Consider the following 24,607-nt stretch of genomic DNA (forward strand, 5'->3'; position numbering starts at 1 on the left):
GAAATCTCTTTTTACATTTCGTCAGTGTGACCGGCGAACGGGATAAGCGCAGCGGAACGACGTGAAGCGACTAAACGTCGAATTTCAGTCGATACCTATTTTGCAGGCCCCTGCGCACATGACCTTTATCGTCTGGTTCGCCATGCTGGGCGCAGTCTTGTTGCTACTCGCGCTCTCATCTTCCTATTTTCGTTGGATACCTGTTACGTCTTCGGTGGTATGCCTCGGTCTAGGCATTGCGCTGGGCTCGCCCGGGCTGAGCTTCCTCCAGCTTGATGTCGCCCAGTCGAGTGGCTGGATGGAGCATCTGACCGAAGTCGCTGTCTTGTTTTCGCTGTTCTTCAGCGGCTTGAAGTTGCGGCTGCCCTTGGGTAACCGCAGATGGTGGGGGGCCTTCTACCTGGCTGGGCCGGTCATGGTGATCTGCATCGTTGGCGTAGCACTGGTGGCGCACTACGGCCTGAATCTGGGGTGGGGTGTCTCGGTAATGATCGGGGCTATTCTCGCGCCTACCGACCCAGTCCTGGCGACCCTGGTACAGGTGGTCGATGCCCAGGATGATGATCCTGTTCGTTTCAGCTTGTCTGGCGAGGCTGGTCTGAACGACGGGGTGGCATTTCCTTTCGTCATGCTTGGGTTGTTCCTTCAGCAGAACACAGGGGCGCCGTGGCTGGGCGATTGGCTACTCAAGGACATGTTGTGGGCCGTGGCTGCTGGTCTGCTTTGCGGCTACTGGATGGGACGCGGCCTGGGCAAGCTCACGCTGTTCCTGCGCCTGCGTAACGACGACAGTACCGTATCACCCAACGACTACCTGGCTCTGGCACTGATTGCGCTCGCTTATGTGATGGCCGAGTCGATCCAGGCCTATGGGTTCCTGGCGGTCTTTGCTGCTGGGCTGGGCCTGCGCCAGGCCGAAGTGCAGACCTCTACCAATCCGGATGCTCCAGCTGCCGAGCATTTGGTGCAGCCAGTGGTGGGGCACCAGCACGTGGCGCCAGAGTTGGCCGTAAAAGGGGATGTGGAAGGGCTTGAGGATTCCCAGGTGGCTGCCGGGATCATGCTGGGAGACATGCTCGCATTTGGCAGCCTGGTGGAACGGGCCCTGGAGGTTTTTCTGGTGACCTTGCTGGGCGTTGTGCTGGTCGCCCATTGGGATTGGCGGGCCCTCATCATTGCGGGGGCGCTGTTTCTAATAATTCGGCCTCTGAGCGTCATGCTGATGCCGTTCCGGGGAATGCTGGATGCCAGGCAGCGTGGGCTGCTGGGGTGGTTCGGCATTCGAGGCATTGGTAGCTTCTACTACCTGTTCTATGCCATCAATCACGGCCTGTTACCAGGCTCTGCAGTGGAGGTCAGCAATCTGGTGCTGTCCGTGGTGGCGTTGAGCATTTTGCTGCACGGGCTCAGCGTGCAGCCGCTGCTTGCGCGTTACGAGGCGTGGAAACGGAGCGCTCGGTGACCTCCAGTCTTGTCTCGGTCGAGTGCTTGTGAATAACCCACGCTCATAAAAATGCCAGGGCGATCCTTCGCCATGGCACATTCAACGGAGGCCAGCGGCCTTAGGTTTTGTACGAAAAGTGCCTGCGCGACGATCATGCTGCGTTGAAAACAGGCTCGGAATGCTCATTTGCAACCAGCAAACTCCGCTTCCTCGCCTGTTTTCGCCTTGCCTGATCGCCGCTCGGCGACTTTTCGTACAAACCCTAGCTGTTGCGACCGCCGCCATGGCTGTTCTGTCCGCCTTTGCGGCCAGCCTCCGAGGCGCGTTCGCGGTCATTGGCAAAGTTGCCACCTGAGGATTGGCCACCCTTGCGCCCCGCCTCGGATGCTTTCTCCCGGTCGTTGGCAAAATTGCCTGGGTTGTTCTGTGCAGTGCCGCCTTGCTGCCCGCGATTGGTTTGGTTGTTAGCCATGATCTTTCACCTCATGTCAGTCACACAGGAAAGTCTGTGTTCAAGTCCGACCGGTACCCTGGGGGCAATCACTCCCACAAAATCGCATTCACCGGACGAAACGCATGACTCATAAGGGCTATCCCATCCATGAGCCCCATTATAGGATGGTCATGAGCGGTGAGCTGACTGATCGTCCCGAGGGCAGCATTAGTCCGATCATGGCCACAGTTGAGGTATGCTGTGGCCACTTTGCGAATGGTAGGCACTATACTTTAGGAAAGAATCCTTGAAGAGCAGCATGGTGGCATTTAACAGTCGTCGTTAGTTGCCTGTCTTGCTTCCCCAGAAATGCCTCACCGTGCCATTGTCTGTTTACTCTGCCGATAGCGTCGATCAGGACACTGGCCATCGACAGCCTGAGTATTCAAATCTCAGCTCATGATCAGATTCGAGACCTACAATGAAACCGACAACAAGACGTCCCACCTCACTGCCGGAGCGAGAGGGCATTCTGCCCAGCCACCTGCGGTTTCCTGTGGTCGGTATAGGTGCTTCGGCGGGCGGTTTGGCTGCGCTGAAGACATTTTTCGAGCAGATGCCCGCTGACAGTGGAATGGCGTTTGTCATTATTCTGCATTTGTCGCCAGACCACGAAAGTGTGGCCGACAAGATTATCCAGGCGTGTACTGCGATGCCTGTGATGCAGGTAACGGACAACGCACCCATTGAGCAAAACAGCGTTTATGTAATCTCACCCGCCAGTCAGCTGGCCATGAACGAAGGCTACTTGAGAGTGACGGCAGCCAGTCGTCCGGCGGGTAGCCATGTGGCCATCGACCTGTTCTTCCGTGATCTGGCTGACGTGCACAAGGAGTTTGCCTACTGCCTGGTGCTGACCGGCACGGGCAGTGATGGTGCCGTGGGCCTGTCCCGCATCAAGGAGCAGGGTGGCATCACCATCGTGCAGAGCCCGGATGATGCTGAGTTCGACGGGATGCCTCTGGCGGCAATAGCGACCGGTATGGTCGACGCTGTGCTGCCGATAGCCGAGATACCCAACAAGCTGCTCGAGATCTGGCGTAATACCAGGGCGATCAAGATCCCCGCACCGCACGACATGAAGGTTGCATCCTCTTCTCCCGAACTTGAGCGAGATAGCCGAGCGGGTTCTGCTGGATATTCTGTTGCTGCTGCGAACCCGCACTGGGCATGATTTCAAGCACTACAAGCGGGCGACGGTACTCCGGCGTATCGAGCGGCGCCTGCAGGTAACGGCTCAACCCGACCTGCCTGCGTACTACCAGTACCTGGAAAACACGCCCGACGAAGCCAAGCAGTTGCTGGGGGACATGCTGATCGGCGTGACCAACTTCTTCCGTGACCGAGAGGCCTTCGAGGCGCTTGAGCGCCACGTGCTGAGCCCTTTGATGTCTACAGGCGATGATAAAGCTCGCCCCGATGAGGTGCGCATCTGGTCTGCTGGGTGTTCGACAGGGGAGGAGGCGTATAGCCTGACGATCCTGTGTACCGAGCACCAGAAGCTTGAGGCGAACCCGGTCAAAGTCCAGGTTTTTGCCACGGATATCGATGAGCGTGCCATTGCGGTAGGTCGGACTGGCGCGTACCCGGAAGCGATCATCACCGACGTGCCACCCACGCGTCTGCGGCAGTATTTTCTGAAAGAAGGTGAGCACTACCGCGTCCGTAAGGAAGTCCGCGAGAAGGTCTTGTTTGCCAAGCACAGCCTGCTATCCGACCCGCCATTCTCGCAAATCGACCTCATCGTCTGCCGCAATTTGCTGATCTATCTGGATCGCGACATCCAGCGAGAAATGCTGCAGATGTTCCATTTTGCCCTGAAGCCTGGCGGTTATCTGTTCATGGGCTCGTCCGAGTCCGCCGATGCCTGCCCTGACCTGTTCACACCGGTCGACAAGCGCAACCGGATTTTCCGTGCTCGCGCAGGAGCCAACGTCAATCGCCGGGCGCCTTCGATGCCCCGTGGCGGCTTTGCGTTATCCAGCCTTGCCGCGCCGCCACCCATGCTGCCGCCCACGCGCAAGTTTTCCTATGCCGATATCCAACAGCGGGCGATGGCCGAGCAGATGCCGCCAAGCATGATTGTCGACCCCAATGGCGACATCCTGCATATGAACGAGGGTGCTGGTAGATTCCTGCGTTACGTCACGGGGGAGGTTGGGCGAAACCTTCTGGTGCTGATCATGCCTCAGTTGCGCCTTGAGCTTCGCACCACGCTGTACCAGGCTCAGCAAAGTGGTAAAGCTACTCTGTCCCGCAAAATCCGGGTCAACGATCCAGAAGGCGACTACCTGGTCGACATCACGGCGCGTCCTTTTAAGGACGAAGCGACCGATCAGGATGTACGTACCATCGTGTTCAACGTCACGTCCATCGAACCGGGCACCGACCTGCTCGATCTGGATTTGCAAACCGAGAACAAGGTGCTGGCCAGCCTGGAAAACGAGCTGCAGCGAACCAAGACCCACTTGCAGGAAACCATTGAGCAATCGGAGGTATCGAGCGAAGAGCTCAAGGCGTCCAACGAGGAAATGCAGGCCATCAACGAGGAGCTGCGCTCCGCGACGGAAGAGCTGGAAACCAGCAAGGAAGAACTTCAGTCGATCAACGAAGAGCTGCTCACGGTCAACTACGAGCTCAAGACCAAAGTCGAAGAAACCGACAAGATCAACGACTATCTGGCTAACCTCATTGCCTCTACGGATATCGCCACCGTGTTCGTTGACCGCAACATGCATATCCGCTGGTTCACACCCCGCGCCAAAGAAATTTTCAGTATGCTCCCGGTGGATACCGGGCGCTCGCTGCTGGATATCACCCATCGGCTCAATTATCCGGAGTTGGCCGAAGACGCTTCGTCCGTGTACGAATCGCTGACCATGCTGGAGCGGGAAGTCAGCAGCGCCGATGGCCGCTGGTACATTGCCCGGCTTCTGCCGTACCGTTCCAGCGAAGACCATATCGATGGGACGGTGCTGACGTTCATCGACATCACCAAGCGTCGCGAGGCTGAGGAAGATCTGCGCCTGGGCCAGGAACGTATGCGCCTGGTCGCCGAGAGCACACACGATTTCGCCATCATTATCCTGGATGAACACGGCAAGATCACCGACTGGAACACCGGCGCTCAGCTGATCTTTGGCTACACCGCTGAAGAAGTCATCGGCTCGTATTACGAGCTGATTTTTTCCGCTGAAGATCGCAGCGCGGGTGTCCCGCAGACCGAGATGCGCAATGCCCGTGAGCATGGGCGTGGGGAGGATGAGCGTTGGCATGTGCGTAAGGACGGCAGCCGGTTCTTCTGCAGTGGGGAAATTACATTGCTGCGTGCAGAAAGTGCGCTGGGGTACGTAAAGATTGCTCGTGACCTGACGGGCCATAAAAGGCTGCACGATGAGCAGAGCAGAAAGCTTGCCGAGACACAGACCACCATCCACATGAAGGATGAGTTCTTTGCGGTCATGTCCCATGAGCTCAAGCATCCGCTCAACCTGATTCAACTTAACGCAGAAATTCTCCGAAGGCTCCCAGCCGTTCGCAATACGGAGAATGCCAGCAAGGCGGTCGGTGCCATCGGCGAGGCTGTTAACAGCCAGGCTCGAATTATCGACGACTTGCTCGATGTGGCTCGCATTCGTACGGGCAAGCTGAAGTTGAAGACGCGCCTGCTTGACATTGGCGCCATGCTCAGTGAAATCCACTCAATTGTTATCGACGAGTATCCCAACGCAGAGATCACCCTGGAGAAACCGAGCCCGGAAGTGCCGGCGATGATAATCGAGGGCGACCCGACCCGCCTGGAGCAGGTGATCTGGAACCTGCTGCAGAACGCGCTGAAGTTCAGCGGGGAAGAGGCCAAGGTACGTATAGTGCTCAGCAAGGCGGACAAACATGCCCACATCGATATCATCGACAACGGAGTCGGGTTGCCTACTGCCGATCTTGAAAACGTGTTCGACCTGTTCAAGCAGGCCAAACCCAAACATGTCAGCCATCAGCGAGACGGCCTGGGTATTGGGCTGTCGCTGGTTCGCCAGCTGGTTCAGGCCCATGGAGGCTCGGTCGTTGCACGGTCTGCGGGTATCGGCCATGGTTGTACGTTCAGTGTCTCGCTGCCGCTTTCTCAGGAGCTGATCAACGAGCCGAAGGATGGGGATGAACCCGGCGAGCCCCAAGGGCGACTGAAGGGGCTCAAAGTCTTGTTGGTTGACGACTCGTCAGAAGTCCTGGAAGTGATGCGCATGCTGCTTGAAATGGAGAGCGCCCAGGTCAAGAGTTACAGCGATCCTGCACAGGCGCTCAAGCACTCACTCCAGGAGCGCTTCGATGTCATTCTTACCGACATTGGAATGCCGGAGATGGATGGGCATGAGCTGATCAGTGCCCTCAGGGCGGGCAAGGTTCATCAGTACACGCCTGCGATTGCGTTGAGCGGTTATGCCGTTGCGACGGATCCTCACAAAGGCAAGGACATGCAGTTCGACCGACACCTCACCAAGCCCGTGCAGTATGACGACCTGGTGGGTACCATCGAGTCGCTGTGTAAAAGCGCATCATCCTGACCTCTTAGCAGCAAACCCTCAGTGCGGAGCTTTCAGGGCTGAGGGTAAGCTGGCTTTCGGCTTGATGACGGTTTGGCCTCACTTATTTGAGCTCCAGAAAGCCTTCTCGTCTGAGTAATTCCACATTCGTTGGCTTTACCGCTATGCGACTGAGTTCTGCGACAGAAAACCATCGGCATTCCACGATTTCGTGTGATGCTTGAGGCTGCATCGACGCTGGAGCGGTCATGCGATAGAGCCAGTGCTCCTCTGCGGGGAGCACGCTGTGTCCCAGAAACTGAGCGTCGGTAAGTTGGAGGCTGGTTTCTTCACGCAACTCTCGACAGGCCGCCTCGAACTGGGTCTCACCAGGATCAATCTTCCCGCCGGGCAGTGACCACTCAGGGGCTTCCTTACGCACCATCAGAATTTTGCCGGCTTGCAGGCAAATGACAGTGGAATGCAACTCTCTCAATTGGCTCATGGCGGTTCCTCCGGTATGAACGGAAGGCTCAATCCGCACGCCAAAGTTCATGTCAGGAGGTGAGCGGTGTCGTAGGAGGCCGCATGCGTATTCGGGGTGATGTTTTGGAATTGGGCGGATCCAAGATCCAGGACCAATGGCAAGCTTTTGTCAGGCAGTGTCAGGGATTGTCAGGCAGTGAGGGCGGATCTGCGGTCTTCATTTCAGGCACGCTTTGCGCCAATGAATCGGCCCCCGCCGTGGGGTGTTTGGATCGATCGGATGCGATCCGCCGTGCGCGCTCCACTCCCCACGCCAAGGCCCGCATGATGGTTTCGCCCGGTCGACTCCCATAGGTTTCTTCGCGGATCGCTTTACCGGAAGGTGCATAGATCCCGATAAACAACTGCGTTGCTCCGGTTCTTGACAATCGGGCTTGCACATCCAGCAAGATCCCATCTGAAAAGACTTCTTCATGGATGTTGCTGCTGATCGGGACGCCCGCCCATTCACGATATTTCTTGCCTCGAATACGCATTAGCCACCTCTACGTGTCTCTTACGATTGGACACGCCGAGTGCCATGCGCGATCAATCATTACGCGATGCCCCGGACCAGCGGCGTGCGCAACTCGCACATGGTTCTGGCTCGTCCCGTGGCGTATCACTTTTTGCCCGGCAATACCGCACTGAGCACCTGCTTGGCCGTCTGCACGATCACCCCAGCTTGGTCGGGGTCACCTTTAAGCAAGGTGCTGGCGAACTTTTTCGCCTGTTCCAGCTTGATGTGCGGCGGCAGCGGCGGCACATCGGGGTCGGTCTTGAACTCGATCAGCACCGGCCGATCGGCGGCCAAGGCCTGCTCCCAGGCGCTGGTGACCTGGTCTTCACGGTCGATGAAAATGCCATGCAGGCCAATAGAGATGGCAAACAGGTGGTAGGGCACGTCGGGAATCGACTGTGATGCCTCAAACTTGGGGTCACCCTCCATCACCCGTTGTTCCCAGGTTTCAACGGCTTGTACGTGGTCAGTCCGCAGGAACCCAAGGATATATATGGTTTCTCAAGGACATTACCAGCCTGATCAGGATGCCCTCATGTTTGCCATCGACAGCAGCACCCAGCCCCTGCAAATGTTGCGGTTCGAGGACGATGGCGCGACGCCCAACAGCCGTTTTCCCGTGTTGCTCTACCGGCTGCAACTTGCGCCTGCGAATGACAATGCCGGCGCGTTCGAGACCTTGTTCGCCGCTCACCGGTGGACCCCGCTGTGGCGTGCTGGGATTTTCGATTACCACCATTTCCACCCCAATGCGCACGAGGTGCTTGGCGTTGCCCGCGGCCATGCTCGGATAATGCTGGGCGGCGCAGCGGGTCAGGCGCTGACGGTCAAGGCGGGTGATGTTCTGGTTTTGCCAGCAGGGACGGGGCATCGTTGCATGGCGGCCAGCGACGACTTTCTGGTCGTGGGCGCCTATCCCCTAGGACAGGAAGATTACGACATCCAGCGACCGGAAATAGGCGCTCACCAGCAGACGCTGGCGCGTATTGCCCGAGTGCCACACCCTGAGCAGGACCCGGTGACTGGAGCTCACGGTGCGCTGATGAGGCACTGGCAGTGATCAGAAGCAAACGCAGATGGCTGGCCTGGCGGTTTGAGCGCATGGCCGGTGTAGTTAACGCCGTCACGGAAGCCAGGGTATCCATGACGGCTGGGTAGACGTCACAGATAGTCAGGGCCCAGCGTCCCTGATGCCGCCCCTGGAACAAGGATCACCTTGCGGCAGTTGTCCTCTTTCTGATCGAACATCTTGTAGCCCATGGCGGCCTCCTCCAGCGCAAGGCGGTGGGTGACGATCAGCTCGGGCTGGAGGCGTCCGGTTTCGATATGTTCGAGCAGCTCGGGAAGGTATTTTTGGACATGGGTTTGTCCCATCTTGAAGGTCAGGCCTTTGTCGAAGGCATCACCGAACATGAAGCCGTGGATGAACCCCGCATAGACCCCGGGCACGCTGACTACGCCGCCACGTCGCACAGCCGCAATGCTCTGGCGCAGGGCTTTGCCGCTGCTGCCTTCCAGTTTCAAGGCCGTCATCACGGTTTCCGTAGTGCTGCCTTTGGCTTCGAAACCGACGGCATCGATGACCGCGTCTACGCCGCGCATACCCGGTGTCTGGCGAATGATACTGTCAGCAGGGTCGTCATCCTTTTCGAAGTTGATAGGGATGACGCCGTAGGCGTCCTGGGCGTAGGCCAGCCGGTAATCGTTGTCATCTACCATGAAGAGGGTTTGAGCGCCCAGCATCCGTGCGCAAGCGGCACTGAGCAGTCCCACTGGCCCGGCGCCGTAGATGGCCACCGATGACCCTTGGCCGATCTCGGCATTGATGACAGCTTGCCAGGCGGTAGGCAGGATGTCGGAGAGGAACAGCACTTTGTCATCGGCGAGGGTTGTCGGCACTTTGAAGGGCCCGACGTTGCCCTTTGGCACCCTGACATAATCGGCTTGGCCTCCAGGCACGCCCCCGTACAGATGGCTATATCCAAACAGCGCAGCTCCCGGTGGAATGCCCTTTTTATTGATGATCGATCCGCGCCCGGTATTAGTGGTTTCGCAGGCAGCAAACAGATCGTGCTGGCAAAAGAAGCAACTACCACAGGCAATCACAAATGGGATCACGACGCGGTCGCCAATCTGCAGGTTCGTTACATCTCTGCCGACGTCTTCCACGATGCCCATGAATTCGTGGCCGAAGATGTCGCCATGCTCCGTTTCTGGGATCTTGCCTCGATAGAGGTGTAGATCGGACCCGCAGATTGCGGTGGCGGTCACCCTCAGGATGATGTCGTCTGCGTCTTGGAGAATGGGGTCGGGGACAGTGTCGACCCTGACATCGTTAGCGCCGTGGTAGGTAAGTGCTCTCATGGTCTTGCTCCTGCATCACTAGAACGTGGGGGTATGCAGGGGAAGGCTTTTGGGCTGGTAAAGTTCAGACTAACCGGTTCAGTGGTGGTGCGATGCCTACCAGTCGCAAACGCCTATGGGTGTCTCGGACTTGAATGGCTATCCGTCTGGATATTTCAAGGCGGGGGTTTCGAAAGATCTTTGAGGCGCCTTGCGCTAACGTCGAAGTCTCTGTACACCCTTTAATTACGGCGCTGTCCGAGAGTCGAGCTGATTTATCACACAGCCTTATGGCACCTAACGGATCCCCCAGCTCTTAAAGCTCTGATTTGTAGGCACAGAGGTGAGTCATGGATAAAGATGGGTCTGGTCAATCGCGCCTACCCCAGGCACCAGAGGTTCGGTGTATGAGCGAGACTTTTATGGACTCTCCTGAAGAGCTTCGCCTCGTGCTCGAGGCAGCGGCCGTGGTAGGTACCTGGGTGTGGGACATTCCCAACGACCGAGTTACGGCAGATGAGCGTTTTTCCAGGTCTTTCGGGATTCCGGCTCAGAAATGCGAAGCCGGTATCTCAATAGCTGAGGCCTTCACCTCTATCTATCCAGATGATCGTGAGCACGTTTCGAGGGATATCGAACAGGCGATGGCACGGGGTGGCCCGTTTCGCTGTGAGTATCGGGTGCGAAACGATGACGGTCTCTATCATTGGATTGAGGCCAATGGGCATGCCGAACTTGACGACCAAGGACAGGCCATACGTTTTCCCGGCGTGCTCATGGACATCGAAGCTCGGAGGGCTGCTGAGGCCGAGCGGGATCGCGTATCGGCATTGTTGCGCACCTTCACAGCAGCGGTGCCCGGTGTTGTCTATGCGAAGGACCTGGAGGGGAGAGTCCTCATTGCAAACCATGGCGCGACGCGGCTGATCGGCAAACCGCCGGAGTTTTATCTGGGCAAAACTGACCTTGAGTTCCTGGAGGATAAGGCCCAGGCACGCCAGGTTATGCAGACCGATCAGGAGGTCATGCGTGGCGGCAAGGCTGTTCAGATCGAAGAGCGGATCGACATGCCCGACGGCTCTGCAACAACATGGCTCTCAGTCAAGGCACCACTACTCGATGAGGCTGGAAAGGTCATAGGGCTCATTGGTTCCTCTATCGATGTCTCCGCTAGAAAAGAGGCCGAGGCCGCGCTTTTGAACCTTAATCGGACGCTAGAAGCGCGAGTCAGTGAAGAAGTGGCCCAACGTGAGGCCGCGCAGGAAGCGCTGCGTCAAGCGCAAAAAATGGAAGCGATAGGGCAGCTCACCGGCGGTATTGCACATGACTTCAACAACCTCTTGGCAGGAATCACAGGCAGCCTGGATTTGGCTAGGCTGCGGGGGAGGGAGGGCCGCTCGGCGGATGTCGAACGCTACATTGAGATCGCGCACCGGGCCGCTCAGAAAGCGGCAGCACTCACGCATCGGTTGTTGGCATTTTCACGCCGTCAGCCTTTGCAGCCCTCCCGAGTAGACGTCAACGGGTTGATAACGGGGCTCGAGGATCTCATACGTCGTACCGTGGGCCCGTCGATTGGCCTCATGGTAGATTTAAAGGCAGAGATGTCAACTTGCTTGGTAGATCCTGTCCAGGTTGAAAATTCACTACTGAACCTCTGTATCAACTCACGGGATGCCGTTGGTCAAAGAGCTGGCAAGATCACTATCAGCACAGCGAACGTGACCCTCGAGGAAGGCGCCGATTTGGATTCGGAGCTGCAGCCTGGTTCATACATGACAATAAGCGTGATCGACAATGGGGTTGGGATGTCGCCCGACACCCTGCTGAGGGCTTGCGAACCGTTCTTCACTACAAAGTCCATCGGCGAAGGAACTGGTCTGGGATTGTCGATGGTGTACGGTTTTGCCAAGCAGTCGGGAGGGCAAGTCAGGATTTACTCAGAAGAGACGGTAGGCACGCAGGTACATCTGTATCTTCCCACTGCTCTGGGACAGCCGGAGTCCACTGGCCGCGCGGAGATACTTTGCGATTTCTCAACTAAATGGTCAGACCGGACCGTATTGATTGTCGACGACGAGCCTTCTGTACGAATGTTTGTCAGCGATGTCCTCAGTGGTTTGGGGTGTACGGTCATCGAGGCTGCTGATAGTCAAGCTGGCTTACAGCTCTTGGCCTCCGATACCCGCATCGATCTACTGGTGACGGATATAGGTCTACCCGGTGGAATCGATGGGCGGGAAATGGCGAGTTTTGGGCGCCAGGCCCGTGACGGTTTGCCCGTCATATTCATGACAGGGTATTCGACCCCCTCCCTATTTGACGATCAGGTACTGCGGGATTCATCGGCAGTGCTAATCAAGCCTTTTGAAATGGACGACCTGATTGCCAATGTTCACGAGTTCTTGAAAGAGGCAAGGCAGTAGAGACGCTTGTAGAAGAGGTCTGACGATTCCGTAAGGTCTGAGCGCTGAAGACCATACGGTATGGCCGCAACGCTCGCAGCTCAGCGTATCCTGAGCATCGTGAGGCCAAGGAGGACATGACACTGGCATCAAGTCCGATCGATGTTGATACGCCAACCGTCAATCGGAGTGAACGGGTGCGACTGTGTTAGGCTCAACCCAGTAGATTGACTGCATCGCAACGAAACGTCATCAATCACCGATGTGCAAGTTCAACGTCTTGAGCATGACCACGAGCCCGGCACATCGCCAGATACTACCATCAACCCTGACGGGGTATCGGCATGAACGCGGTCAACGAACAGATAGGCCAGGAAGAGCGCCGACTCGTCGCGATCAATAGGTGGTTCCTGCTTTACGACAACGTGGAAAGCAGACGCGAATGTCCGAGCTCCCATCATGAAGCGTTACTGCGCCAAGCTAACGAGATGGACCGCCTTGGGCTGGTAGACTGGCGTGAATGGCGAGATCTGCGACGGCTTGCTGACCGTAGCTTTCTCAAAGCCATCGTCGGCTCCGATTGCTAGCCTTGCCCCCCGGCTGCCAATCATTGGGGGGACGGCCTGTAGCTAAAAGCTCGACACCGCTTGGTTGCGGCAGGGTGTCGGTCGTCTTGGCACCTTCAGGAATCCGAGTGGCGGATAGGCTACATTACCGCCTGCGGTGGGTGCGTCACACCGCCGCCCCCACTGATATTGCGTCAGTTCTGCGCGGTCGGCTGAATCATCCCCCAGAGCCACCGCCGCTCGAGCCACTACCGCCTGCGCCGCCCGAACCTCCGGTTCCGCTACCGGTGCCGGACCCCGAACCCGAACCGGTACCCGTACCGCTACCTCTCGAACCGTCCGTCCCGCTGCCACTGCCCGAGCCATTGCTAGTGCCATCACCTCCGGTATTGTCGGTGCCATTGCTACCGGTACCGCCTGACCCGGTACCCATGCCATCAGCTGGAGTACCAGACCCGCTAGCTCCGCCGTTCATCTGGCCATCGTCTTGCGTTTGTGTGCCAGGGGCGCGCTGATCGTTCATGTTGGTAGCCGCCAGCACGATGGGAGCGCTTGCACCCAGGCACAGCGCCAGTAGCCATGTATAAGGCTTCATTTTCTTCATGATGAATCTCCTTTTTGTGTTCGCCTAGTGTTCGGCCACTGAAGGAGTGGGCCGTGCGATGCGATCGACGGACGGGCCGACCGTTCAGGCGCCCCTGATGCCCAGGCCCTCGCGGCCTGGTGCCGAGAGGTTGGCCTCTTGCGGCAATGCGGTGACCTTGATGGCCCGTACAGGTACGGCGAACTTGGCGCCCACCTTGGAAAAGCGCTCGAGCAGGTGGAAGTTGATGGCTTGCTGGATGTCCATGTACAGGTTGTAGCCAGGGTCCTTGACGATGTACACGCACTCGAACTCCAGCGCTTCTTTGCCAAAACCGCGCAAATGAGCACGGTCGAAGCGCACCTGCTGCTGCGCCTTGATCGCCTCTTCAACGATGGCAGGCGTTTTTTTCACGGCCTCCGTGGGCGTGTCGTAGGACAAACCGAACTCGAACACGATGCGTCGTTCCTGCAGGCGTTTGTAGTTCTGGATGGTGCTGCTGATCATGCTGGCATTGGCCATGACGATCTGTTCGCCACCCAGGCTGCGAATGCGCGTGGTTTTCAAGCCCACATGTTCGACGCTGCCTGCCAGCGGGCCGATGACGATGAAATCGCCCACCTCGAACGGTTTATCCACGGCGATCGACAGCGAGGCGAACAGGTCGCCGAGGATGTTCTGCACGGCCAGCGCCACGGCAATACCGCCGACACCCAGACTGGCGACGAAAGCGGTGATGTTAACGCCCAGGTTGGACAGCATTGCCAGCACCACCACCGACCACAGCAGCACTCGCGCGCCCCATGCCGACAGGGTGGCCAGCGCACTGCCCTGGTTCAGGCCGTCGTCGCGGTGGTGGGCGAAATAGCGGTTCAGGCCCAGGCCGATGGCGCGGTTGGCCCACAGACCGATTTGCAGGGCGGCGACCACGAACCATAGACTGCTGACCCGCGTCAGCCAACGCTCCGGCAGGTCGAGCATGCTCAGGCCTACCAGCAAGGAGGCGAGCAACAGCAGGAAATTGCTGGTGCCAGACAGCACTTTGGCCAGCACGTGGCTGAGCACACCGTCGTGCTCAGACCAACGACGGATGCGGTGCAGCAGGAAGCTGATGGCGGCGCGGGAGAGCAGGAAGGTCCCGATGGCCACAGCCAGGGCCAGCAGCAGATTGAGGATGGAAATGCCGAACAGGGTGGTGTCGGTGAACAGGGCTATGATGCGGTCATTCATGAGCAGCGCGCCTCCCGGGTGCCTGGATTGATATGAAGGTCCTTTTCATGGGATGTCCCATGGGCGCCATAGGTCGATCCGATTTCACAAACCGAGCATGTTGTAGTGCACGTAGTACATGATCCATAGCGACAACCCCACCAGCAGCACGATGATCACTACGGTGAACACCAGCGCCACCAGGGTCCTGCGCCCAGCGCGCCGGCGAGCAATTGATGGGGTTAACCGTCGGACTGTTCCTCAGGTGGAACCTGGCCGTCGGGCCAGTCCGGCGCTTCTTGCTCCGGTTCAGGTCTGGGTACCGGCTCGCCAGGGTTATGTGGCACTTCGTCGACGTAAGGGTCGGGGTGGTCAGGGTTAATCATGGCGGAATCCTCCACGGTGGTTACCCCGCTTAGGTCGCCCTTTTGTGGTGGGTGTTCAATCCGATTGCGCCAATGGAACGACGACCGGCCCTGGCGACTCCATTGCAGCAACGGCGTGCTTTGGAGTGCCATGATGATCTACCTGGGGTGCGCGGGCTGGAGCTTGTCCCGCCAGTACGCCGAAGAGTTCCTGCAGCCGGGCAGCCACTTGCAGCGCTACGCCGCGCGGCTTGATGCCGTGGAGATCAACAGCTCGTTTTACCGGCCGCATCTGCCTGCGACCTACGCCCGTTGGGCTTGCTCGGTACCGGAGCGTTTTCGCTTCGCCGTCAAGCTGCCCAGGATCATCACCCACGAGCTGCGCCTGGAAAACTGTGAGGTTGCGCTTGATGCGTTTCTTGGCCAATGCCTGCAATTGGGTGACCGCCTGGGCTGTCTGCTCGTACAACTTCCGCCATCGCTGGCCCATGATGCCCGCCGCGATCGGCGTTTCTTTGAAGCCCTGCGCCAACGCCATGCCGGGTCGGTGGCGGTCGAGCCCAGGCACGCCAGTTGGCAAGCTGCGCAGTCGATGCTGATCGACTTGCGTATTGCCCAGGTGGCGGCGAGCCCTTCACGTTTCGCTGTCGACGCGCAACCCGCTGGCTGGCCTGGATTGGTCTACTGGCGCCTGCACGGCGAGCCGCGGATCTACCACAGCGAGTATTCGCAACAGTGCCTGCAACAGCTGGCTGAGCGCCTGCAGCGCAGTCACGCAGCAGGTGCTGCTACCTGGTGCATCTTCGACAACACCGCTTCTGGTGCGGCAGTGGGTAACGCGCTGGCGCTTCAGCAATATCTGCGCTGATGCAACCGGATCAAACTTTTTTGCTGCCGTCGGGCTCTTCTGTGAACACTTTGCAGTGAAAGGAGCATCCCATGAAACCTGACGATGGCAAGACCGGCGATAAAGTCCCTCGGCCGCTTTCTTCTGAAGAGGCGCAGCAAGGCGAGCGGGCGCCAGACCCGGTGCTCGAGCGCCCGGACCGGGATACCGAGGCAGTGGACAAGGTCATTACGCCCACTTCCATCAAGGAACAGGAAGAGCAGACGCGCCAGATAAACCAGCACTTGGCCGAGGCCGACAAGAAGGCCAGCCGCTGAATACCTACGCAAATGGCCGGGCGCACAGTCCGGTTTGTGTGCCCGTGCTCTTTTCTGCACAGTCTTTGCTCGCGCGCGACCCCGGCCGCTCCTCGCCTGTTTTCGCCTTGCTTGATCGCCATTCGGCGACTTGTCGTACAAAAAGCTAGAAATGAATGCAGCGATGACAGCTCCTGTGTTGCAGTTTTTCAGAAGCTGTATCGGGTACTAAACATCACATTGCGCGGTTCACCGTAATAACCGGTATAGAACGTCGGATCCAACGAACTCAGGTACTTCTTGTCGAACAGGTTGTTGACGTTGACCGAAGCGCTGAGGTGCTGGGTGAGGTCATAGCGGGCCATCAGGTTTAAGACCGCGTACTGCTCCTGGGTAGCCTTGCCAAGGCGTGTGGTCAGGCTCAGGCCGCTCTGCCAGTTCATACCACCCCCTAGGGTCAGGCGATTCAGCTCGCCTGGCAGACGATAGGTGCTCCACAACTTGACCAGGTTCGCCGGTGCCTCGGTGTTGATCCGCTCGTGATCCGCGTCCTTGCTGAGGCTGTGACTGTAGCTGGCGCTGACATTCCAGTCGGGCAGCACTTCGCCGTATATCTCCATGTCGATGCCGCGGGTGGTGGCGCCCGAGACGGCCCGGTAGGCAGACTCGCGAATCGTCCCCTCGACCGTTTCACCCGTGGCGACACCCAGGTTGTCCTGCTTGATTTCGTACAGTGCGATGGCGGTGTTCACCCGACCATCAAGCAGTTCGCTCTTCAGGCCGATTTCATAGTTGTCGCCTTCGCGCGGATCAAGCGTGGCGCCACTGCGGTCGCGGATCGACTGCGGCTTATAGATCTTGGTGTAGCTGGCGTACACCGAGTGAAGCTCGTTGAGGTCATAAACCACGCCGGCATATGGGGTGACAAAGCCACTTTCTCGCGACTCGGCGGAATTGGATGAGCGGGTGAACGGCGGGTTGTAGATCGCCTTCTTCTTGTAGCTGTAGTCACCGACACGGGCACCGAAGATCAGCGACAGGTCGTCAGTGGGCTTGAAGCGGGTGACCAGGTAGGCTGCATCCTGGCGGATGGTGGTGTCGTCGTTCATCAGTTTGCCGACCGACTCGGGGCGGGCGGTGTCATTGTCCCATTCGTAGATGTTGACCGGTCGCATTTCCAGGTCGTCGTTGTCCGGGTTGCTGTAGTCGTGGAATTCCGAGCCGCTGACGCCGACCACCAGTTCATGTTCGCGACCGAACAGCTGGAACGGGCCCTGCAGCATGGCGTCGGCGCCGAGTTGGCGCTGTGAGCCATAGCCGTCGCCGCCATACAGGTAAACGCCGTCACCGGTTTCCGTGTTCGGGTTGCCGCCACTGGCCGAGGCCAGGGAATAGTCGCGGGTGCTGTACATGTTGTTCACCGAGAGCTTGAGCTTCCAGTCGTTGGCAAGGCCTTGCTCGAGGGTGGCGAAGCTGTTGAGGGTATTCTGCTGGCGGTAGCTCCAGCGCGCGCCGGCGTTGGTCGAACGGGAAAAGTCGGTCTGCTCGCCGTCATCAAAGAACAGCGGGAAGCTGGCGAACGAGACACCGCGCGGGTCGTTCTTCTGGTAGTCGAAGCCCAAGGTCAGCAAGGTGCTGTCGCTAAGGTCGGCTTCGATGATGCCGTAGTAGGTCTGCTTCTCCTGCTGGTAGTGGTCGATGAAGCTGTTGCCCTGCTGATAGGCCAGCACGGTACGCCCACGCAGGTGCGCATCTTCGGTGAGCGGGCCAGAGAGATCGACTTCGGTACGGTAGGTATTCCACGACCCCGCACCGGCGCTTAGCGAACCGCGAAAGTCCGCCGTAGGCTTTTTGCGGATCAAGTTCACGCTCCCGGAGGGGTCGCCGACTCCGGTCATCAGGCCGGTGGCGCCACGGACGATCTCGACGCGGTCATAGATCGAGGTGTCGATCATGCTTTGCGGGCTCGCACTGGTCTGCACGACCAGTGTGTTGGGGATACCGTCGAACTGGTAGCTGTCGATGGAGTAGCCACGCGAATAGATATTGACCCGCTCACTGTCGATGTTCTGCACCGACAGCCCAGGGGTCTGCTCCAGCACGTCGCTGAGGGTGGTCAGTTGCTGGTCCTGCATGCGCTGGCGGGTCATGACGCTGACAGTTTGCGGCGTTTCACGCAGCGACATCGGCAGTTTGGTAGCGGTACGGGTGGACGCGACGGTGTAGGAGCCGGTGTCCTCGCTGGCGCCATCCGGGTTGGCGGCATTGATGCTGGTCGCACCAAGCTCCAGGGCACCGCCGTCTTGCGCGCGCGCCAGCACATAGCGCCGCTCGCCGGCGTGCGCTACGCGCAGGCCGCTGCCTTGCAGCAACCTGGCAAAGCCCTGTTCCAGTTCGAAGTGACCTTGCAGGCCGGGCGATTGCAGGCCGGCAGTCTCTTGGCTGCTGAAGGTAATCATCACGCCGCTGGCGGCGGCGAACTGGCTGAGGGTGGTGGCCAGGCTGCCGGCCGGAATGTCATAGGCGAGCGGTTTTGCCCACGCCGGTGCTGTGGCCAGCAGCGAGCCTGCAAGGCCCAAGGTGAGTGCGGCAGTACGGATGCTGCAGGTCTGGAGTGAAGGGCGGAAAAACATTCAAAGGTTCCTGTCAGGGTTGGCATAGGCGGCGTCTTTTGCGCTCGTGCAGGAAGAGCCGAAACAGGAATGAAAATCTGTAACCCCTGGATGAACAATTTTTTCAGTGGCTCACGCGTGGCGGGGGGCGACCCGCGCCCAGAAACGCGTGAACCGCTGAATTTTAACGGGCAGGGCGTCTTCGAGGTTAGCCAGCGCTGCCTCGCTGTCGTCCAGCAGGAAGGTGCCGGACAGGCGCAGGTCCATCACCTCCGGCGCGCATCCCAGATAGCCATGCCGATAGCGCGACAACTCGGCAAGAACGTCTTGCAACCTCCAGTCGATCACCACCAGCAGGCCTTGGGCCCAGGCCGACGCGTGCGGCGCAGCGGGGCATATGGGGCCGATTCTGTCGGCGGAAAAGCTCAGGCTCTGGCCCGCTTCTGCACGTGCCACCTGTCGTGCCGCCAGCCGTGGCTGCACTTCAACGGCGTGCGCCTCGACCGTCACCCGGCTGAGCCCTTGGTCCTGACGCACCGCGAAGCGAGTGCCTAAGGCAAGGATACGGCCTTCAGCCGTTTGCACGCTGAGTGGGCGGACGTCCTTGGCCGTCTCGATCAACAACTCGCCTTGACGCAGGACGAGCACCCGCTGGCTGGCGTTGAATCGCACATCGACGCGGGTGTCGGTGTCGAGCACGAGCTGACTGCCATCGGCAAGGGTCAGCTGGCGACGCTGCCCGACGCGGGTGAAATAGTCTGCACTCCAAGGCGAGGCCTTATAGCCCTGCCAGCAGACGGTGCTGGCACCAAGCAGCAGTGCTAGCATCTTCAAGGCGGTGCGACGCTGTTGGCGAGCTTGTTCAAAGGTGCTGGCGCCAACCCCGGCAGGCAGTACCAGGCGCTGCTGCAGTTGCTCCACGCGCGCCCAGGCCTCGGCGTGTTGCGGGTCCGCGGCCAGCCAGGCCTGCCATTCACTGCGGGCGGCCTCACTGACGTTGCTGTCGTGCAGGCACACATACCACTCTACTGCCTGGGCAAGAACCTGCTTCATGCCTCATCCAGCAACAAGCAGTGCATGAGGCCTGCCGCCAGGTGCTTACGCACCGTGGTGACTGATACCCCGAGACGCTCAGCGGTTTTCTCGTAGGTGAGCCCGTCGAGTTGCACCGCGAGGAAGATTTGCCGGGTACGTGCGCCGAGGCCATCGAGCATGCGGTCAATGGCCTGCAGGCTGTCCAGGATCAGCGCCCGCGCCTCTGCTGACGGTGCGTGTACCTCGGGGCAGAGCTTCAATGCATCGAGATACGCCTGTTCCAGGCTGCGACGGCGGTAAAGGTCGATCACCAGGCCCCGGGCGATGGTTGCCAGGTAGTGACGGGGCTCCTGCAGTGTGCCGGCGGTGCGCGCAAGCAGCACCCGCACGAAGGTATCCTGGGTCAGGTCGGCGGCATCAGCAGCATTGTTCAGCCTCTTGTGCAGCCAGTTACGTAGCCAGCCGCAGTTGTCACGATACAACGCGTGCAGATGCTGATGCGCTGCAGATTCGAGGCCCGCCGCTGGCATACTGACTACCTACCATTTTTGCGAATAAGAATTTGTCGCGATTGTAGTGGTAGACGAGGGGCTTGTGAATCGTTATCCAGCGAGCTCGAATCCACCCTACGAGATAGTACGTTCCTGACTATAGCGGTGAGCGCTGGTGTGGCAGCGCCTGGATCTGCCACTGCTGAGTGGATCTTTGGCATGCTTTTACACTGCCCGGGTCGAATGCAAACGTTCGCCTCTGGCACTTGTCGACGCCTAACAGCCTCGCGAGAGAAATCGCATTCCAGACAGGAATGCCTCCATGAAAAACATGAATTTTATTTTTAGTGCTGGATCTCTTAGCGTGTTTGCACCCACATATGGAGATGACGCCATGAGCACTTCCAGCCTGTGCTTGTATGTTGATGCTCAACTCACAAGTCCTTACGCAATGTCGTGCTTTGTGGCGCTTCGCGAAAAGGGAGTCGAGTTCGAATTGAGCCCTCTTGACCTGGACGCTCTGGAACATCAGGCGCAAGATTATGCCCGTCCCGCAACCTACGGGTTGGCCTCTTCCCAGTCGCTACGCGTGGCAGTAATCAGCGCATCCCAGTCATCAGGAGGGTTGCAGCGGCCCAGCATCTTCTCAAATACGGCGTATGGATCGGATTTGCTGCCTGCGGACCGTAGGGTATTTTCGTCGTTGACCCATGCATAGACGATGATCTTGGATTTTGAGTCATAGCGAAAGAACAGCCGAAAGCGCCTACCGATCTTTGCCCGCCGCCAATGTCGGTAGGCGGTGCCCAGCGTGTTGCCTTGGCGGAACTCGTCACGGCCCGGGTCGGTAGGCACAGCCTCCATGATCAGATGGCTCAATGCCCGAAACAGCTTCACGTTGGCGTTGCTTTCAAAACCTTGCGGGTCGTTCTGCTCGGCCCGGGCGGCGGCTTCTTGCAATTTGCGTAGCTGTAAAGTCACACCTTCATGGAACAACAGTGTCCAGCCATGTCGCAGCATCAGATCGCGACCTCGCCATCGATATCTTCGTCCAGGTTTACGGAGTGATTTGCGTTGGCGAGCATGGTTTGCGCCAAGTCTTCAGGCAGGGTGGTGAGGTTGCGTCCGTTTCGGATATCAGCCTCCAGCAAACCCAGGAATGCACCGATGGCAGGGTCTTCGTGGATGGCGTCTACGCGGCTGACCACGATTTCACCGCCGCGTACGTCGAATGCAATCTTGCCACCAGTGTCAATGCCCAAAAGCTGGCGAACGGATTTGGGCAGTGTGACCTGTCCCTTCGAGGTCAATGTGGCGATTTCGTGGATGGCAGGCATGAGCGTTCTCCCGGATTGATTGATAGAATGGTAAGGAATAATCCTTACGTGGTCAATCTTGGTTTCCTGCTGATCAAGCATAGGCGGGGAGGACGCTCAATAGCGCCGCAGGATGAGTTACACCACTTCTCGGGACACGATCCACTATGGTTTCTCCCTGTCATTTTGGGATCGACCAGAGAATCAGGTTCCATTGTGGTTTGTTGGCCTAAAACTGTAGAGTCGCTGAAGTTATAACTTGAGTGGATATTCGACGATTAGCCGCACTTCATTGATGTCCGGCAGGTCCACCTGCGCCTCTTGGTTGCCCCGGTAGTTGGCCACCCGCGTGCGCACGGAGAGGTCCCGGGCTGGCCCTTGTTGCACCACGTAGCGCAACTCCAGATCCAGCTCGTGCCAGCGGGCACCATCGTACTGGCCGTAGCTTGATAGCGGGCCACCGGCATAGTGCCGCTCAGGGCGCCACTGCGCATCGCTGGCGTTGCTGCCGGAGACGTAGCGGGTCATGAAGCTTAGGCCGGGGATGCCGTATCCCGTCAGGTTGAGGTCATAGCGGGCTTGGCGGGATTTCATTCCCGGGGCGTTGAAGTCGGATATCTGCACCGAGTTGGCCAAGTCAATGGACAGGCCGCCGACATAGTCGAAGGGCGTGTCGCCGTCGATCTGCTGGTAGGCCAGGGTGATGCGGTGAGCGCCGTGGCGCCAGGCGCTGGCCAGGCTCCAGCTGGTGTTGTCCACCCGGCCGGAGAGAGCGCGGCCGGTGTCGTCGCTACGGTACAGGTGCAGGTCCAGATTCAGGCCGCTGGCGGGGGAGAACGGGATGTCCTGATTGATGTTCAGGTAGTTCTGCAGCCAGTTGTCCTCGGCGCGGGCGTGGAACAGCTTGACGCTCAGGGTTCCGTTGGCTTGGTAGGTGGCACCGATAAAGTCCAGGCTGCGCACCTCGACGTCGGAGTAGCGGGTACGCAGGCTATCGTCGCCATTGCTGGAGGTGAAGTCGCGGTAGGCCGTGAAGTGTCCTCCTTCGAACAGCAAGCCGCCCAGCGCATCGTTGCGCAGGTACAGCCCTGTGGCCATCTCTGGCAGCAGGCGGCTGTCGGCGGTGGTGAACACCGGGGTCGAGGTGCGCATCTCGCCCCATTTCACCTCGCTGGCGAACGCACGCGCTTTGAGCGCACCTCCCACGTGGCTGTAGTCGTCCGTCACCTCAGCGCTGCGCTGGCGGTTATGGCTGACAGGCAACAGCAGGGTACCGGTACGCCCCGGACCGCTGTCGAGTTTGAGGCCGAGCTGGGCCTGGGCATCGAGCCCCAGGCCCACTGCGCCCTGGGTGTAGCCGGAGGTGAGGCCGAGCATCATGCCGTGGGCCCATTCTTCGCGGTAGCCCTTGCGCTCGACGGTAGGGCGCGCGGCATTGTCGCCCTGGCTGTTGCTGGCGCCATTGCGAAAGTCGCGATTGAAATAGAAGTTACGGTTGCGCAGCTCCAGCTGGCTGTCTTCGATGAGGCCCCGGGGCTCGGCCAGGGCGTCGGTGGCCAGCAGGGCGGTGCACAGCAGTGTGGCGTGGCGATGGAGCATGGGGGTTCACCTGTTTTTTGTTTTAGGCGCAGCCGGTTGCTGCAGGCGCAAGGCCTGTGGGCATAAGGAGTGGGGAGGGCTCATCCTTGAGCCGGGAGGGTCAATCGAGGTCTTTGCCGGCGGTTTCCGGTGCCAGTTTCAGGCCCACCAGCGACAGCAGGATCGCCGCGATGATGTAGAACGCTGGGGCGTTGGTGTTGCCGGTTAGGCTTACCAGGCCTGCGGCGAACAGCTGGGCGAAACCGCCGAACAGGGCCACGCCGACGCAGTACGCCAACGACATGCCGCAGGCGCGAATACGGGTAGGGAACAGCTCCGGCAGGATCGCCAGGTTGGGCACGATGGTGTAGGTCAGCGGGATGCTCAGCAGGAACACCACGGCCAGCAACACCGGCAGGTTGGGGTACTGGTTGAGCAGCAGGAACGCCGGGTAGATCGCCAGCAGCAGGATCGGCAGTGGCCGGAAAATCGCCTTGCGCCGGCCGATGCGGTCGCTCAGCCGGCCGGCATGGGCCGACAGTAGCAGCGGTGGCAGGCAGGCCACGATCGCCGCCCAGGTGCCACTGGCCAGGGGCATGCCGAGTACGCCGATGGCATGGTTGGCCAGGTAGAACTGGATGGTGTAGATCGGCACGGTGGCACCAATCACCAGCAGCACGCCTGCCAGCATCGAGCGCGGGTGTTGAAGCAACAGGGCCAGTTGTTTGCCCTGGGACACCGGCGTGCGGCTGCGCGAGACCTGGCGATGGGCGTGGGTTTCTTCCAAACGATGGCGGATGTATTCGCTGACCGGGATGGCGAGCAGGCCCATGGCGAAGATCAGCCGCCAGCCCCAGCTGTCCATGGCCTCGGGGCTGAGCAGGTTGCTAAGCAGGGTGACCATCAACGCGCCGATGCAAATGCCCAGGCTCTGACTGAAGGTTTGCCAGCTGCAGTAGTAGCCACGCGAATGTTTGTCGGCGTACTCCATGAGCATGGTGGTCGAGGTACCGATCTGACCGCCCACAGCAAAGCCCTGCAGCAGGCGCGCGGCGATCACCACGGCCGGGCCCAGCAGGCCGGCCTGGGCATAGGTGGGGGCGATGGTGAACAGCAGTGAGCCGATCGCCATCAGCCACAGGGTCAGGCGCATGGCCGCCTTGCGCCCAACGCGGTCGGCATATAAGCCTATCACCAGGCCACCCAGCGGCCGCATCACAAAGCCGGTGCCGAACACGGCCAGCGACAGCATCAGTGGGACCAGCGGATGGTCGCTGAAGGGGAAGAACAGCCTGCCCATGAGTGTGGCCAGCAGGCTGTAGACCAGAAAGTCATAGAACTCCAGGGCATTGCCCACGCAGATCGCGGCGATCGCCCGGCGCTTGCTGGGCTGTGGGGCCCTGGTGTCGATGGCGAAGTCTGTTGTTTTTGTTGTCATCGTCGTTGCTCTCTTGCGGTG

Annotated in this window: 19 protein-coding genes and 4 pseudogenes; 8 read left to right on the plus strand and 15 right to left on the minus strand. The window is 59.3% G+C overall.

Annotation, left to right across the window (positions count from 1 at the left end; all coding sequences use genetic code 11):
* Positions 1–118: 118 nt before the first annotated feature.
* Positions 119–1,462, plus strand: a complete 1,344-nt coding sequence (locus tag ACIP1G_RS10000) for a cation:proton antiporter (protein ID WP_400736052.1) — start codon at positions 119–121, stop codon at positions 1,460–1,462.
* Between the two features lie 244 nt (positions 1,463–1,706).
* On the opposite strand, the pseudogene ACIP1G_RS10005 reads toward ACIP1G_RS10000, so the two are convergent.
* A pseudogene (locus ACIP1G_RS10005) lies at positions 1,707–1,892 on the minus strand (general stress protein); the annotation flags it as partial.
* A gap of 466 nt (positions 1,893–2,358) precedes the next feature.
* Between ACIP1G_RS10005 and ACIP1G_RS10010 the strand changes: the two are divergent.
* A pseudogene (locus tag ACIP1G_RS10010) lies at positions 2,359–6,499 on the plus strand (CheR family methyltransferase).
* Between the two features lie 82 nt (positions 6,500–6,581).
* Here the strand turns inward: ACIP1G_RS10010 and ACIP1G_RS10015 are convergent.
* The 3 genes from ACIP1G_RS10015 to ACIP1G_RS10025 form a co-directional block, all read right to left on the minus strand.
* Positions 6,582–6,962 carry an NUDIX domain-containing protein gene (locus ACIP1G_RS10015; RefSeq protein WP_400736055.1) on the minus strand — a complete coding sequence of 127 codons (381 nt, stop codon included), beginning with the start codon at positions 6,960–6,962 and terminating at the stop codon, positions 6,582–6,584.
* 160 nt (positions 6,963–7,122) lie between these two features.
* Positions 7,123–7,479 (minus strand): hypothetical protein, encoded by a 357-nt coding sequence (locus ACIP1G_RS10020; RefSeq protein ID WP_400736057.1) that lies wholly within the window; start codon positions 7,477–7,479, stop codon positions 7,123–7,125.
* A 125-nt stretch (positions 7,480–7,604) separates the two neighbouring features.
* Positions 7,605–7,997: a thiamine pyrophosphate-dependent enzyme gene (locus ACIP1G_RS10025; protein ID WP_400736392.1), complete on the minus strand. Its 393-nt coding sequence runs from the start codon at positions 7,995–7,997 to the stop codon at positions 7,605–7,607.
* Positions 7,998–8,037: 40 nt separating this feature from the next.
* On the opposite strand from ACIP1G_RS10025, the gene ACIP1G_RS10030 reads away from it, so the two are divergent.
* Positions 8,038–8,562 (plus strand): cupin domain-containing protein, encoded by a 525-nt coding sequence (locus tag ACIP1G_RS10030; RefSeq protein WP_400736059.1) that lies wholly within the window; start codon positions 8,038–8,040, stop codon positions 8,560–8,562.
* A 101-nt stretch (positions 8,563–8,663) separates the two neighbouring features.
* On the opposite strand, the gene ACIP1G_RS10035 is transcribed toward ACIP1G_RS10030, so the two are convergent.
* Positions 8,664–9,866, minus strand: coding sequence for a zinc-dependent alcohol dehydrogenase (locus ACIP1G_RS10035; RefSeq protein WP_400736061.1), 1,203 nt, complete (start codon positions 9,864–9,866; stop codon positions 8,664–8,666).
* Between the two features lie 329 nt (positions 9,867–10,195).
* Here ACIP1G_RS10035 and ACIP1G_RS10040 point away from each other — a divergent pair, with 329 nt between their 5' ends.
* Both ACIP1G_RS10040 and ACIP1G_RS10045 read left to right on the plus strand, forming a co-directional pair.
* Complete coding sequence (locus ACIP1G_RS10040; RefSeq protein ID WP_400736064.1) at positions 10,196–12,271, plus strand: PAS domain-containing protein; 2,076 nt, start codon at positions 10,196–10,198, stop codon at positions 12,269–12,271.
* A 323-nt stretch (positions 12,272–12,594) separates the two neighbouring features.
* On the plus strand, positions 12,595–12,837 hold the full coding sequence (locus ACIP1G_RS10045; RefSeq protein ID WP_400736067.1) for a hypothetical protein: 243 nt from the start codon (positions 12,595–12,597) through the stop codon (positions 12,835–12,837).
* Positions 12,838–13,504: 667 nt separating this feature from the next.
* Here ACIP1G_RS10045 and ACIP1G_RS10050 read toward each other — a convergent pair.
* The 3 genes and pseudogenes from ACIP1G_RS10050 to ACIP1G_RS10060 form a co-directional block, all read right to left on the minus strand.
* The gene (locus ACIP1G_RS10050) at positions 13,505–14,629 is read right to left on the minus strand and encodes a mechanosensitive ion channel family protein (protein WP_400736070.1); all 1,125 of its coding nucleotides are present in this window, start codon (positions 14,627–14,629) and stop codon (positions 13,505–13,507) included.
* Positions 14,630–14,713: 84 nt separating this feature from the next.
* Positions 14,714–14,821: pseudogene (locus tag ACIP1G_RS10055) on the minus strand (cytochrome o ubiquinol oxidase subunit IV); the annotation flags it as partial.
* A 29-nt stretch (positions 14,822–14,850) separates the two neighbouring features.
* Positions 14,851–14,994, minus strand: coding sequence for a hypothetical protein (locus ACIP1G_RS10060; protein ID WP_400736073.1), 144 nt, complete (start codon positions 14,992–14,994; stop codon positions 14,851–14,853).
* Between the two features lie 133 nt (positions 14,995–15,127).
* On the opposite strand from ACIP1G_RS10060, the gene ACIP1G_RS10065 reads away from it, so the two are divergent.
* The gene (locus ACIP1G_RS10065) at positions 15,128–15,841 is read left to right on the plus strand and encodes a DUF72 domain-containing protein (RefSeq protein WP_400736393.1); all 714 of its coding nucleotides are present in this window, start codon (positions 15,128–15,130) and stop codon (positions 15,839–15,841) included.
* Positions 15,842–15,912: 71 nt separating this feature from the next.
* Positions 15,913–16,137, plus strand: coding sequence for a hypothetical protein (locus ACIP1G_RS10070; RefSeq protein WP_400736076.1), 225 nt, complete (start codon positions 15,913–15,915; stop codon positions 16,135–16,137).
* Between the two features lie 188 nt (positions 16,138–16,325).
* On the opposite strand, the gene ACIP1G_RS10075 is transcribed toward ACIP1G_RS10070, so the two are convergent.
* The 3 genes from ACIP1G_RS10075 to ACIP1G_RS10085 form a co-directional block, all read right to left on the minus strand.
* Positions 16,326–18,749, minus strand: coding sequence for a TonB-dependent siderophore receptor (locus tag ACIP1G_RS10075; RefSeq protein ID WP_400736079.1), 2,424 nt, complete (start codon positions 18,747–18,749; stop codon positions 16,326–16,328).
* Positions 18,750–18,860: 111 nt separating this feature from the next.
* Positions 18,861–19,781, minus strand: coding sequence for a FecR domain-containing protein (locus tag ACIP1G_RS10080; protein ID WP_400736081.1), 921 nt, complete (start codon positions 19,779–19,781; stop codon positions 18,861–18,863).
* The gene (locus tag ACIP1G_RS10085; protein WP_400736084.1) at positions 19,778–20,293 is read right to left on the minus strand and encodes a sigma-70 family RNA polymerase sigma factor; all 516 of its coding nucleotides are present in this window, start codon (positions 20,291–20,293) and stop codon (positions 19,778–19,780) included. The genes ACIP1G_RS10080 and ACIP1G_RS10085 overlap by 4 nt, the downstream gene beginning before the upstream one ends.
* A gap of 355 nt (positions 20,294–20,648) precedes the next feature.
* Between ACIP1G_RS10085 and ACIP1G_RS10090 the strand changes: the two are divergent.
* A pseudogene (locus tag ACIP1G_RS10090) lies at positions 20,649–20,801 on the plus strand (glutathione S-transferase); the annotation flags it as partial.
* Between the two features lie 11 nt (positions 20,802–20,812).
* Here ACIP1G_RS10090 and ACIP1G_RS10095 read toward each other — a convergent pair.
* From ACIP1G_RS10095 to ACIP1G_RS10110, 4 genes are all read right to left on the minus strand, one after another.
* Complete coding sequence (locus tag ACIP1G_RS10095; protein WP_400736087.1) at positions 20,813–21,274, minus strand: type II toxin-antitoxin system YhaV family toxin; 462 nt, start codon at positions 21,272–21,274, stop codon at positions 20,813–20,815.
* Entirely contained in the window at positions 21,274–21,591 is a 318-nt protein-coding gene (locus ACIP1G_RS10100) for a type II toxin-antitoxin system PrlF family antitoxin (RefSeq protein WP_400736090.1), read from the minus strand. Before ACIP1G_RS10100 ends, ACIP1G_RS10095 begins: the two co-directional genes overlap by 1 nt.
* Before the next feature lie 231 nt (positions 21,592–21,822).
* Positions 21,823–23,169, minus strand: a complete 1,347-nt coding sequence (locus ACIP1G_RS10105; RefSeq protein WP_400736092.1) for an OprD family porin — start codon at positions 23,167–23,169, stop codon at positions 21,823–21,825.
* Positions 23,170–23,269: 100 nt separating this feature from the next.
* Complete coding sequence (locus ACIP1G_RS10110; RefSeq protein WP_400736095.1) at positions 23,270–24,586, minus strand: MFS transporter; 1,317 nt, start codon at positions 24,584–24,586, stop codon at positions 23,270–23,272.
* Positions 24,587–24,607: the final 21 nt, after the last annotated feature.

Origin of the sequence: Pseudomonas sp. NPDC089392, assembly GCF_044749595.1 — a bacterium.
In the GTDB taxonomy this organism is placed as follows: domain Bacteria; phylum Pseudomonadota; class Gammaproteobacteria; order Pseudomonadales; family Pseudomonadaceae; genus Aquipseudomonas.